We start from the raw sequence: 12,368 nt of genomic DNA on the forward strand, positions 1-12,368 counted from the left end.
TCATGCGCCCCGGTGTCGTCGTCGCCCTCGTGTCCGCGTCCGTCTGCGTGCTCGGTCTCGCGCCCGGCCCCGAGCCGGAGCCGCTGCCGTTGCCCGCCCGGATGGCGGACACCGGTGGCGGCACCCAGCTGATCACGGCTCAGGCACCGCGCACCGACTCCACGTCCGGCACCGTCACCTGGTGGGACCTGCGGGACGGACAGTGGGTGCAGGCCGGGTCCGCACCGGCGCGGTTCGGGTCGAAGGGACTGGTGGAGGGGGATACGCGGAAGCAGGGGACGAACACGACACCGACCGGGCTCTACGGCCTTCCGTTCGCCTTCGGGATCAAGGCGGCGCCGAGCGGCACACGCGCCGAGTACCGGGCGGTGAAGCAGAGTTCCTGGTGGTGCCAGGACAACGACTCCACGTCCTACAACCGTTGGGTGGACCCGCTTCCGGCCGACTGCCGTGCGGCGGAGTCCGAGCAGCTGAGCACCTACACGACGCAGTACACCTACGCGTTCGTCATCGGGTTCAACTATGACCGGCCGGTGCTGGGGCGGGGCGCCGGGATCTTCCTGCACGTGAACGGGAGTGGTGCGACCGCCGGTTGCGTGTCCGTGCCGGAGGACGCGATGCAGCGGGTTCTGCAGTGGGCGGATCCCGGGAAGAAGCCGCACATCGCCGTCGGCACGGTGGACGGGGCCACGGACATCACTCGGTACTGATCCCGCCCGGGGCAGCCGTACGAGAACGGCGTCGCCCCCGGCCCGGGGCCACACGGGCCGGTGACGGTTACCGCCAGTCACTCCAGTCCCCTCCCGACTCGGCAGGCCTCTGAACACTCAGCGCGCGCGGCACGTATCTGTGGGCCAAGGGTCAAGTCCCCACGGAGGAACCGTGACCACCACGCTCGCAGGCGGACGTGCCGCCCGCCGCCAGACGATGCGCCGCATCCGCCCGCGCCGCTCCCCGGCCGTCCCGCTGCTGCTCGCGGTCTGGGCGGGCGCGGTGGCCGTGCTGTGGCTCTGGTGGCACAACACGCCTTCCATCGCCGACGACAACAGCAGGATCCTGAACGCGGGCCGGATCACCGGCCTGCTGGCCGGCTACCTCATGGCACTGGTCGTGCTCCAGATGGCGCGCGTACCTGCGCTGGAACGGCGCGTCGGCTCCGACCGGGTGGCACGCTGGCACGCGATGAGCGGCCGTTACACGCTCTGCCTGATCGTCGCGCACGTCTTCCTCACCATGTGGGGGTACGCGCTCCAGGCGGGCAAGTCCCTCGGCGACATCGTCCAGCAGACCATCGACTCCATCAATCAGCTGCCGGACATGGGCAAGGCCGCCATCGGCACGGGCCTGTTCGTGCTCATCGGCCTGACGTCGATCGGCGGGATCCGCCGCCGGCTGCCGTACGACACCTGGTACCACGTCCACCTGCTCACCTACGCCGCGGTGTTCCTGACGTTCTGGCACCAGATCACCACCGGCAACGACTTCGCCGTCGAGCCGTCCGCCAAGACCTTCTGGTACCTGCTGTACGGCACGGTCACCGCGCTCGTGCTCTGGTACCGGATCCTCACCCCGGTCCGGCTGAACCTCCGTCACCGCATGCGGGTGGAAGCGGTGATCGAGGAGACACCGGGCATCGTGTCGGTGCTGATCGGCGGGCGGAAGCTGCACCGGATGGGCGCGGAGGCGGGCCAGTTCTTCCGCTGGCGGTTCCTGGCGCCCGGGATGCGGTACAGCTCGCACCCGTACTCGCTGTCGGCGGCGCCCCGCCCCGACATGCTGCGGATCACGGTGAAGGCGATCGGCGACCACAGCACCCGGCTGCGCGAGCTGACGCCCGGCACCCGGGTGTGGGCGGAGGGCCCGTACGGCGCGCTCACCGCCCAGCGGCGCAGCAAGGGCAAGGTGCTGCTGGTCGCGGGCGGGGTCGGCATCACGCCGATGCGGGCGCTGTTCGAGACGCTGCCCGGGGCGTCCGGTGACATCACCCTGCTCTACCGGGCCAACACCACCCAGGACCTGGCGCTGTGGGACGAGCTGGCCGCGATCGCCAAGGAGCGGGGCGCCCGGCTGATGTACGCGGTCAACAGCCCCGACGGCGAGCGGCCGGACATCTCGGCGGAGAACCTCCAGCGGAAGATCCCTGACATCGATCACCACGATGTCTTCATGTGCGGCCCGCCCGGGTTCGCGCAGTCGGTGTTCGAGGCACTGCGCGGCGCGGGGGTCCCCGCGCGCCGTATCCACCACGAGTCGTTCGAGATGTGAGCGGGAGCTGCGAAGCGATGAGGAAGAGCCACCCCATTCGGCGCGTCGTGCTGGCCACCGCGGCCACCGTGTCCGGTGTCGTGCTGCTGCTGTCGCTGAAGCCCGCCTCGGGCCCGGCCGCCGCGTCGGCGGCCGGCGCGGCCCCGCAGCAGACGGCGGCGGGCCAGGAGTCGCCCCAGGGCGGTCAGCAGGGCGGAGCCGGGGCCGGCACGGTGACCGGTGACGCGACGCAGACCCAGTACGGAACCGTGCAGGTACGGCTGACCGTCGCAGGCGGCAAGATCACCAAGGCGGAGGCGGTGCAGGCGCCCAAGGGCGGGGTCAGCGACCAGAAGACCGCGCTCGCCGTGCCCAAGCTCAACCAGGCGGCCGTGACGGCGCAGAGTGCACAGATCGACGCGGTGTCCGGAGCGACGTACACGAGCACGGGATACCGGAAGTCGCTGCAGTCGGCGCTGGACAAGATGAAGGCGACCTCGTCCGGCACGTCCGGCACCTCCGGTTCGTCGGGGGCGTCGGGCTCGTCCTCCGGCTCGTCAGCGGCACAGGCCCGTACGGTCACCGGCAAGGTCTCCCAGACGCAGTACGGCCCGGTGCAGGTGCGGATCACGGTCGCCGACGGCAAGATCACCAAGGCGGAGGCGGTGCAGGCGCCCAAGGGCGGGGTCAGCGACCAGAAGACCGCGCTCGCCGTGCCCAAGCTCAACCAGGCGGCCGTGACGGCCGGGAGCGCGGACATCGACGCGGTCTCCGGGGCGACCTACACCAGCACCGGGTACAAGCAGTCGCTGCAGTCGGCGCTGGACCAGGCCGGTGGCTGACGCGGTGGCCGAGCCGGCTGAAGCTCCCGCCGCGGTGCGTCATGCGGAGGAGGTCATGGGGACGGTCTTCTCCTTCGACGTCCGTGGCGGGGAACCCCGTGCGGTAAGGCAGGCACTGGAGGAGGCGGTCGCGGGCCTGCACCGGGCCGACGCGCTCTTCTCCACCTACCGCGAGGACAGCGAGGTGTCGCGCCTGGCCCGCGGTGAGCTGAACCTGGCGCGGTGCGCTCCCGAGATGGCCGAGGTGCTGGAACTGGCGGCCGAGGCCGAGCGGGTGAGCGAGGGGTGGTTCAGCACCCGGTACCGGGGTTCGCTGGACCCGACCGGGATCGTGAAGGGCTGGTCCACCGAGCGTGCGGCGCGGTCGATCGCGGCGGTGGACGGGGTGCGCGGGGTCAGTGTGAACGGGGGCGGTGACGTCCAGCTGCTGGGCACCCCCGAGCCGCACCGGCCCTGGCGGGTGGGCGTGTCCGACCCGTTGCGGCCGGGCGGCCTGGCGGCGGTGATCTCGGCCGCCGGGGTGGACGAGCTGTCGGTGGCGACCTCCGGAACGGCCGAGCGGGGCGCGCACATCGTGGATCCGCGTACAGGCAGGTCGCCGGTCACGGACCTGGTGTCGGTGACGGTCGTGGGCCCCCGTCTGACGTGGGTGGACTGCTGGGCCACGGCGGCGTTCGCGATGGGTTCGCGGGCCGGGCTGGCGTGGCTGGAGTCACTGCCGGACGTCGAGGCGCTGCTGATCACGGCGGGGGACGAGGTGCGGTGCACCGGGGGGCTTGCGGCCCGGCTGGGCTGAGAGCACGGCTCAGGGGCTGAAGCACGGCCCAAGGGCTGAGAGCACGGTCCGAAGACCGAGCGATTCATCCCCTTTGCTCCAGAAAGCCATCCATTTGCCGCCCTGAGACGTACCCCGTGTGCAGCAAGTTTCAGGAGGAACGCATGGCTATCTTCAGCAGCCTGATGCCGGCCAACCACCGGGACCACGGGCGGGACACCTCACGCGACGACGGCTCAGGGCACGGGCACCGGCACAACCACCGGCACGACCACGGCCACGGCAACCGTCACGGCCACGGCAACCACCACGGAAACGGTCACGGCAACGGTCACGGCAACGGCCACAACGGTTACTGACCGCACCACGAAGGCCGAGCGGACCGGAGACCGGAGGAACCGGTCCGCTTCGCCGCCGGTCCACAAGGAACACATGCCATGGCGCATGTACTGGGGCGTCTGCTGTCGGTGGGCGGAACCTCCGATGCCGTGATCGCGGCCGCGCCCCCGGTCGCTCCGCGCGAGGTGTTCCGCCGCTTCTGGCCCTATACCCGCGGCGGCCGCCGCTGGTTCGTCCCCGTCGTCCTCTTCAGCCTGCTGGGCCCCGCACTCGACGCCGGGGAGATCTGGCTCTTCAAGATCGTGGTGGACGATGTCCTCGTCCCCCGTGATCTCGGACCACTGCTGTGGATCGCGCCGACCTATCTGGGGTTGATCATCGGTTCCGGCGTGCTGGGGTTCGCCGACGATGTGACGTCCACCTGGGTCGGCGAACGCTTCCTGCTCACTCTTCGCTCCGACGTCTTCCGGCACGTCCAAGGGCTGTCGCTCGGTTTCTTCGAACGCCGGCGGCTCGGGGACGTGCTGGCGCGGGTCACGGGCGATGTCGACGCGGTCGAGACGTTCCTGCTCTCCGGGGTGGCGGACGCCCTCTACTACGTGATCAGCCTGGGCGTCTACCTCGGCCTGCTGTTCTATCTGCAGTGGGATCTCACCCTCCTCGCCCTCGTCATCGTGCCGCTGTTCTGGGGCGCGGCCCGGCACTTCTCACGGCTGGTCAAGGAGGCGTCGCGGGAGCGCAGGCGCCGTAGCGGCTCGATCAGCGCGATCGCCGAGGAGTCGCTGGGCAACGTGGCACTGGTGCAGGCGTACAACCGGCAGCGGTGGGAGGAGCGCCGGTTCGAGCGGGAGAACCTCGGCAGGTTCCGGGCGGCGATGGCCTCGGCGCGGATCAGTGGCGTCTACGGGCCCGTCGTCGAGATCATCGAGGTGGCCGGCGGCCTCGCGGTCATGGGTCTGGGCACCTGGAAGCTGGCCCAGGGGCAGCTCACGCTGGGCGGGCTGCTGGTCTTCCTGGCGCTGATCGGCAAGCTCTACAGCCCGGTGCGCTCCCTGACCGGGCTCGGCACCACCTTCTACGCGGCGTCCGCCTCGGCCGAGCGGATCATCGAGCTGCTGGACCAGCGACCGCAGGTCGCCGAGGCCCCGGGCGCCCGGCCCATCGCCCGCGTACGGGGCCATGTGGAGTTCGACGGCGTCTGGTTCCGCTATCCCGGAATCTCGTCCTGGGCGCTCGCCGGCGTCTCGTTCCATGTCGCACCGGGCGAGACACTGGCCCTGGTCGGGGCCAGCGGGGCCGGCAAGTCGACGGTCGCGAAACTCCAGTTGCGCTTCTACGACCCCGACCGGGGAGCGGTCCGCCTGGATGGAATCGACCTGCGGGAGCTGCGTCTGTCCGACGTCCGCGAGAACGTCGCGGTGGTCCTGCAGGAGACGCTCGCCTTCCACGGCAGCGTACGGGACAACATCGCCTACGGCCGGCCGGACGCGACGGAGGCGCAGATCGTCGCGGCGGCACGCGCCGCGGACGCGCACGAGTTCATCGAGCTGCTCCCGGACGGCTACGACACGATGGTCGGCCAGCGCGGCCGTACGCTCTCCGGCGGCCAGTGCCAACGCCTGGCGATCGCCCGCGCGATGATCAGGGACGCGCCCGTGCTCCTCCTGGACGAGCCGACCACCGGGCTCGACGTCCGGTCGGGCCGGCGGATCATGGACCCGCTGCGCCGGCTCATGGCCGGGCGGGCCACCATCGTCATCTCCCACAATCTGCTGACCGTCCGCGACGCCACCCGCATCGTGGTGCTCGACCGCGGCAGGGTCGTCGAGCACGGCGCCCACGACGAGCTGCTCGGGCACGACGGGGCCTACGCCCGCCTGTACCGGCTGAACGCCCTGACCGGATCCGCGCCCCCGGGGAAGGTGCTGTCGTGAACGGCCCCACGGGACCGGGTGCGTGCCCGGTCCCGCCCCTGGCACCGGGCACGCACCCGGTCCCGGGCTACGAGGTGCTGGCGCACCTGACGCGCACCGGCTGGCTCGACGTGTACGACGCCTGGAGCGAGGAGCGCTCGTGCCGCTGCGTGCTCAAGGTGATGCGTCCCGACCGCCGGGGCGAGGAGCGGCTGGGCGAGCGGCTGTTGCGGGAGGGGAGGTGGCTGCGGGACTTCACCCATCCCCATCTGGTCCGCGCCTACGAGACCTTCGAGTCGCCCGAGCCGCTCGTCGTCCTGGAGACGCTGACCGGTGAGACGCTGTCCCACCTCGTGCACCGGTTGCGGCGCCGGCCGGCCGCTGCCGATGTGGCGCTCCTCGGGGTGCAGCTGTGTTCCGCGGTCCACTACCTCCACGGTCGGGGCCTGCTGCACCTGGACGTCAAGCCGTCCAACGTGGTGGTGGACTGCGCTCATGCGAAGGTGCTGGACCTGAGCGTCGCGCGGCCGCCCGGGCCGGCCCCGTCCGGGCTGGGAACGCTCGGCTATCTCGCTCCGGAGCAGGCCCGCGGCGGGCGGCTCACGGCCGCGGCCGATGTGTGGGGCATCGGCATCACCTTGTTCGAAGTCGCCAGCGGTGACGTGCCGTTCGGCCGCGGCGCGACCTTCGACCACGGCGGGACCATGGACGAGACCTGTACCGGGGACGAGTGCGGCGGATGCGGGGAGGAACGGTATCCGCAGCTGGAGAGGGCCGCCCCGCCGGTCCTGTCCCGCCGTCGTCTGCCCGCTGCCCTCGCCGCCGCCGTCGACGGCTGCCTCCGGGCCGATCCGGCGTCCCGGCCCACGGTCGCCGAGCTGGCAGCCGCCCTCCGGGCGACGCCGGACCACTCCTGAAGCCGCCGGGCGACGCCGGACCACGGCCCCGGCAGGTGCCGGCTTCAGGTCTCCGCCGGGGTCTGGACGTGGCCGATCTGCAGCTCGGCCGTGGCGAGGACGGTGCCGTCCGGGGTGGTCACACGGGCGCCGGAGAGGGCCGCGGGGTCGACGGTGGCCTCCGCTCCCCAGTTGCCGTGTCCGTCGCGCAGGGCGAAGTCGCCGACGCGGACGGACGTACCGTCCGCATGCTCCAGGAGACAGGTGACCTTGCCGGTGTACGTGGCGTCGGGACCGACGAGATCGACGGTCATGAAGAACCAGCCGGGGGTTCCGGGGTGGGCGTAGACCTCGCCGACCTCCGGCCCGGCCCCCTGGGGCGAAGTCAGGTCTCCGACCAGCACGGGCTCGCTCTCGACAGCGGGCGGAGCCGAGGCGGTGATCTGCTCGACGGCGGTGCCGATCCCCCAGCCGGCGAGGCCGCAGGCGACCGCGGCGGCGGCCGCGACGGACGCCAGCCGCAGCCGGGCCCGGCGGGCCCGGCCACCCAAGCCGTGGTGCGCGGGGGCGGACGCGCGCGCGTTCGAACGCCCCTCGTGCGCCGCGGCGTCCTGGGCCAGCCTGCGCGCCGCCCGGGTCTCGAACCCGGCCGGCGGCTCGGCGAACGGCAGCAGGCCGATCAGCCGGTCACCGGCGAGGGTCAGATTCTCGACGTACTCCCGGCAGTCCGCGCACCGCTCCAGATGCTCGACCGCCTCGGCCCGCTCCCGCCCGAAGAGCACGCCGAGCGCCAGCTCGGCAGCGTTCTCCCGCAGCTTCTCGCAGGTCACGTCACTGGCCATGGTCGCCTCGCTTCGGAGACGTGAGCGTGTTCCGCAGCTTCGCCATCGCGGTTCTGATCCGCGTCTTGGCGGTGCCCAGCGGGATCTTCTCCCAGTCGGCGATCTGCTGAGCCGTCATTCCGTAGATGCCCGCCATCACCAGGGCACGACCCTGTTCCCGCGGCAGTTCCGCCACGGCGGCCCGCAGCCGGGACGAGGCCTCGTCGGCCAGCGCCCACTCTTCGGGCGTCTCACTGACCACATCGAGGAGCGCGTCGAGGTCCTGCGGCGCCACCGGCTCGCTCCGGCGGGCCCGGAGGGCGTCGACGGCGAGGTTGTGGGCGATGGTCGTCAGCCAGGTCGCCACCGAGCCGCGGCGCGGGTCGTAGATCTGGGCATGACGCCACGCGCGCTCGAAGGTCTGCTGGGCGATGTCCTCGGCGAGCTGCGGGTCCCCGGTGACGGCGATGGCGACACCGAAGACCATGTGCTGGAACCTCCGTACGAACGTGGTGGCGAGCTCCGGGTCGCCGGTGGCCAGCCCGGACAGCAGAGCCTCGTCCGGGAGTCGGCCCACCGGGAACCGAATCCCCTGCATATCTCCATATACGGTCCGCCCCCGCCAGGAGATTGCCCGGCCACCGCGGCGGAAGATCACATTCCCATTCTCCGCCCGTCCCCCTGGCTCCGCCCGTCAGTGACCGTTCTGGGCCAGCCGCAGCAGATGATCCGCCAGGGCCTGTCCCCCGGTGGGTTCCCGGCTGATCAGCAGCAGGGTGTCGTCACCCGCGATCGTGCCCAGGATGTCGTGCAGTTCGGCCTGGTCGATCGCCGAGGCGAGGAACTGGGCAGCGCCCGGAGGAGTGCGCAGGACCACGAGATTGGCGGAGGCCTCCGCGGAGATCAGCAGCTCCTGGGACAGGCGCCGCATCCGCTCCTCCTTCGCCGATTCCCCCAGCGGGGCGCGAGGCGTGCGGAAGCCGCCCTCGCTGGGCACCGCATAGATGAGGTCGCCGTCGTTGTTGCGGATCTTGACCGCGTTCAGCTCGTCGAGGTCCCGCGACAGCGTCGCCTGGGTGACGCTCAGCCCGTCGTCGGCGAGCAGCTTCGCCAGCTGGCTCTGCGACCGCACCGGCTGCCGGTTGAGGATGTCCACGATCCGGCGGTGCCGAGCGGTGCGGGTCTGCGGCACGGCGGGCCCGGCGCCCGCCGCCTGCTCGTGGTCCTGCGCCTGGCTCATCGTCGTCTCATTCTTCGGATCGTCCGTCCCCATTCACTGGGTTCGCTGCCTCGAGGATGCCGGGCAGCGCCCGGAGGAAGGCGCCTGTCTCGTCGTCGCGGAGGTTCAGCGGCGGCATGAGCCGTACGACGTCGGGAGCGGGCGCGTTCACCAGGAACCCGGCCTCCTGGGCCGCCTGCTGCACCTGCGGTGCGAGCGGCCCGGTGAGCACGATACCCAGCAGGAGGCCCGCACCCCGGACATAATCGATCAACGGGTGGCCGAGCGCCTCGATTCCGTCGCGCAGCGCGCCGCTCTGCCGCTTCACGTTCTCCAGCAGGCCCTCGTCCGCGATCGTGTCGAGAACGGCGAGCCCGGCGGCGCAGGCGACCGGGTTGCCGCCGAAGGTCGAACCGTGCTGGCCGGGCCGGAGCAGCTCGGCGGCTCGTCCGAAGGCCACGGTGGCGCCGAGCGGCAGCCCGCCGCCGAGCCCCTTGGCGAGTGTGACGACGTCGGGCAGGACACCCTCGTGGGCCTGGTACTCGAACCAGTTCCCGGTACGGCCGACACCCGTCTGCACCTCGTCCAGGACGAGCAGCGCCCCGGTGGCGGCGGTGATCGCGCGGGCGGCCTTGAGATAGCCGGCCGGGGGCACCACGACCCCGTTCTCGCCCTGGATCGGCTCGATGATGACGAGGGCCGTCTCCTCGGTGACCGCGGCGGCCAGCGCCTGGGCGTCGCCGTAGGGGACATGGGTGACGTCGCCGGGCAGGGGCAGGAAGGGTGCCTGCTTGGCGGGCTGGCCGGTGAGCGCGAGGGCGCCCATGGTCCGGCCGTGGAAGCCGCCCGTGGTCGCCACCATGTGGCGGCGCCCGGTCAGCCGGCCGATCTTGAGGGCGCCCTCGTTGGCCTCGGCGCCGGAGTTGCAGAGGTAGACCCTGCCGTCCCGGCCGAAGCGGTGGAGCAGCCGCTCGGCGAGCGCCACCGCGGGCTCGGCGATGAACAGGTTCGAGACGTGCCCGAGGGAGGCGATCTGCCCGCTCACGGCCTCGACGACGGCCGGGTGGGCGTGGCCGAGCGCGTTGACGGCGATGCCCCCGACGAAGTCCAGGTACTGGTTGCCGTCGGCATCCCAGAGCCGGGTGCCCTCGCCGCGTACGAGGGGCAGTCGCGGGGTGCCGTAGTTGTTCATGATCGCGCCCTGCCACCGCGCGGTCAGTTCTGCGTTGGTCGCGTCACCCGTCATGACTGCTCCCCCTCGGCTTCGTCGGGCACGACCATCGTGCCGATGCCCTCGTCGGTGAAGATCTCCAGCAGGATCGAGTGCTGGACCCGGCCGTCGATGACCCGGGCGGTGGTGACGCCGTTGCGCACGGCGTGCAGGCAGCCCTCCATCTTCGGCACCATGCCGGAGGACAGTTCCGGCAGGAGTTTCTCCAGTTGGGCGGCGGTGAGGCGGCTGATCACCTCGTCGCTGTGCGGCCAGTCCTCGTAGAGGCCCTCGACGTCCGTGAGGACCATGAGGGTTTCGGCGCCCAGTGCCGCAGCGAGTGCCGCAGCCGCCGTATCAGCATTGACGTTGTAGACATGCCCGTCGTCCTGGGATCGGGCGATCGACGACACGACCGGGATGCGGCCGTCGGCCAGCAGGGCCCCGATCGCGCCGGTGTCGATCGCGGTGATCTCGCCGACCCGCCCGATGTCGACCAGTTCGCCGTCGATCTCGGGCTGGTGCTTGATGGCGGTGATGGTGTGGGCGTCCTCGCCCGTCAGGCCCACGGCGAGCGGGCCGTGCTGGTTGAGCAGACCGACCAGTTCGCGCTGCACCTGCCCGGCCAGCACCATGCGTACGACGTCCATGGCGTCCTCGGTGGTGACCCTGAGGCCCGCCTTGAACTCGCTGACGATGCCGTGCCGGTCGAGCGCGGCGCTGATCTGCGGGCCGCCGCCGTGCACCACGACCGGCTTGAGGCCGGCGTGCCGCAGGAAGACGACGTCCTGGGCGAAGGCGGCCTTCAGCTCCTCGTTCACCATGGCGTTGCCGCCGAACTTGATGACGACGGTCTTGCCGTGGTGCCGGGTCAGCCAGGGCAGCGCCTCGATGAGGATCTGGGCCTTCGGCAGGGCTGTGTGCTTGCGCGTGGTTCCGGTGTTCATGAGGAGTAGGCGCTGTTCTCGTGGACGTAGTCGGCGGTGAGGTCGTTGGTCCAGATGGTGGCGGTCTCGGAGCCGGCCGCGAGGTCGGCGACGATGTGCACCTCGCGGTAGCGCATGTCGACCAGCTCGCGGTCCTCGCCGACACCGCCGTTCTTGCACACCCAGACGCCGTTGATGGCGACGTTGAGCTGGTCGGGCTCGAAGGCGGCCCTCGTGGTGCCGATGGCCGACAGGACACGGCCCCAGTTGGGGTCCTCGCCGTGGATCGCGCACTTGAGGAGGTTGTTGCGGGCGATGGAACGGCCCACCTCGACGGCGTCGTCCTCGGTCGCGGCGTTGATCACCTCGACCTTGATGTCCTTGCTGGCGCCCTCGGCGTCGCGGATCAGCTGCTGCCCGAGGTCGTCGCAGACCTGCCGTACGGCCTCGGCGAACTCGCCGCGGTCCGGGGTGATGCCGGAGGAGCCGGAGGCGAGCAGCAGCACCGTGTCGTTGGTGGACATGCAGCCGTCGGAGTCGACGCGGTCGAAGGTGACCTCGGTGGCGGCGCGCAGGGCCTTGTCCAGCACCTCGTCGTCGAGGTCGGCGTCGGTGGTGAGGACGACCAGCATGGTGGCCAGGCCCGGTGCGAGCATGCCCGCGCCCTTGGCCATGCCGCCGACGGTCCAGCCGTCCCTGGCCGCCACGGACGTCTTGTGGACGGTGTCGGTGGTCTTGATGGCGATCGCGGCCTTCTCGCCGCCGTGCTCGGAGAGCTGGGCGGCGGCCGTCTCGATGCCCGGGAGCAGCTTGTCCATGGGCAGCAGCACGCCGATGAGTCCGGTGGAACAGACAGCGATCTCGATGGCGCCCCGGCCGAGCGCCTCGGCCGCCTTCTCGGCGGTGGCGTGCGTGTCCTGGAAGCCCTTGGGGCCCGTGCAGGCGTTGGCACCGCCGGAGTTGAGGACCACGGCCGAGACCCCGCCGCTCCTGAGGACCTGCTCGGACCAGAGCACGGGCGCGGCCTTCACACGGTTGGAGGTGAAGACGCCCGCGGCGGCACGGCGCGGACCGTTGTTGACCACGAGGGCCAGGTCGGGGTTGCCGCTCTCCTTGATCCCGGCGGCGATGCCCGCCGCCGTGAATCCCTTGGCTGCCGTGACACTCACTGCATCTCCTTGTT

The 12,368-nt window shown here is 71.5% G+C and carries 13 protein-coding genes; 7 read left to right on the plus strand and 6 right to left on the minus strand.

Annotated elements, in window-relative coordinates; genetic code table 11:
• Nucleotides 1–2: 2 nt before the first annotated feature.
• The 7 genes from ACIRU3_RS18090 (at nt 3) to ACIRU3_RS18120 (ending at nt 7,030) form a co-directional block, all read left to right on the plus strand.
• A complete protein-coding gene (locus ACIRU3_RS18090) occupies nt 3–710 on the plus strand; it encodes a L,D-transpeptidase (RefSeq protein WP_404057214.1) in 708 nt (235 codons plus the stop codon).
• 172 nt (nt 711–882) lie between these two features.
• Nucleotides 883–2,265, plus strand: coding sequence for a ferric reductase-like transmembrane domain-containing protein (locus ACIRU3_RS18095; protein WP_404057215.1), 1,383 nt, complete (start codon nt 883–885; stop codon nt 2,263–2,265).
• A gap of 17 nt (nt 2,266–2,282) precedes the next feature.
• Nucleotides 2,283–3,086: an FMN-binding protein gene (locus ACIRU3_RS18100; RefSeq protein WP_404057216.1), complete on the plus strand. Its 804-nt coding sequence runs from the start codon at nt 2,283–2,285 to the stop codon at nt 3,084–3,086.
• Nucleotides 3,079–3,882 (plus strand): FAD:protein FMN transferase, encoded by an 804-nt coding sequence (locus ACIRU3_RS18105; RefSeq protein ID WP_404057217.1) that lies wholly within the window; start codon nt 3,079–3,081, stop codon nt 3,880–3,882. Before ACIRU3_RS18100 ends, ACIRU3_RS18105 begins: the two co-directional genes overlap by 8 nt.
• A gap of 143 nt (nt 3,883–4,025) precedes the next feature.
• Nucleotides 4,026–4,220, plus strand: coding sequence for a hypothetical protein (locus ACIRU3_RS18110; protein ID WP_404057218.1), 195 nt, complete (start codon nt 4,026–4,028; stop codon nt 4,218–4,220).
• Between the two features lie 78 nt (nt 4,221–4,298).
• Nucleotides 4,299–6,134, plus strand: coding sequence for an ABC transporter ATP-binding protein (locus ACIRU3_RS18115; RefSeq protein ID WP_404057219.1), 1,836 nt, complete (start codon nt 4,299–4,301; stop codon nt 6,132–6,134).
• Nucleotides 6,131–7,030, plus strand: a complete 900-nt coding sequence (locus ACIRU3_RS18120) for a serine/threonine-protein kinase (protein ID WP_404057220.1) — start codon at nt 6,131–6,133, stop codon at nt 7,028–7,030. Before ACIRU3_RS18115 ends, ACIRU3_RS18120 begins: the two co-directional genes overlap by 4 nt.
• A gap of 44 nt (nt 7,031–7,074) precedes the next feature.
• Here ACIRU3_RS18120 and ACIRU3_RS18125 read toward each other — a convergent pair whose 3' ends face one another.
• From ACIRU3_RS18125 to argJ, 6 genes are all read right to left on the minus strand, one after another.
• Nucleotides 7,075–7,851, minus strand: coding sequence for a hypothetical protein (locus ACIRU3_RS18125; protein ID WP_404057221.1), 777 nt, complete (start codon nt 7,849–7,851; stop codon nt 7,075–7,077).
• Nucleotides 7,841–8,428 carry an RNA polymerase sigma factor gene (locus ACIRU3_RS18130; RefSeq protein WP_404057222.1) on the minus strand — a complete coding sequence of 196 codons (588 nt, stop codon included), beginning with the start codon at nt 8,426–8,428 and terminating at the stop codon, nt 7,841–7,843. Before ACIRU3_RS18130 ends, ACIRU3_RS18125 begins: the two co-directional genes overlap by 11 nt.
• Nucleotides 8,429–8,524: 96 nt before the next feature.
• Nucleotides 8,525–9,070, minus strand: coding sequence for an arginine repressor (locus ACIRU3_RS18135; protein ID WP_093479117.1), 546 nt, complete (start codon nt 9,068–9,070; stop codon nt 8,525–8,527).
• 7 nt (nt 9,071–9,077) lie between these two features.
• Nucleotides 9,078–10,295, minus strand: coding sequence for an acetylornithine transaminase (locus tag ACIRU3_RS18140; protein ID WP_404057223.1), 1,218 nt, complete (start codon nt 10,293–10,295; stop codon nt 9,078–9,080).
• A complete protein-coding gene (argB, locus tag ACIRU3_RS18145) occupies nt 10,292–11,206 on the minus strand; it encodes an acetylglutamate kinase (RefSeq protein ID WP_404057224.1) in 915 nt (304 codons plus the stop codon). The genes ACIRU3_RS18140 and argB overlap by 4 nt, the downstream gene beginning before the upstream one ends.
• On the minus strand, nt 11,203–12,354 hold the full coding sequence (gene argJ / locus ACIRU3_RS18150; protein ID WP_404057225.1) for a bifunctional glutamate N-acetyltransferase/amino-acid acetyltransferase ArgJ: 1,152 nt from the start codon (nt 12,352–12,354) through the stop codon (nt 11,203–11,205). The genes argB and argJ overlap by 4 nt, the downstream gene beginning before the upstream one ends.
• Between the last annotated feature and the right edge of the window lie 14 nt (nt 12,355–12,368).

The organism is Streptomyces sp. NPDC101151, from assembly GCF_044768335.1.
GTDB lineage: Bacteria > Actinomycetota > Actinomycetes > Streptomycetales > Streptomycetaceae > Streptomyces.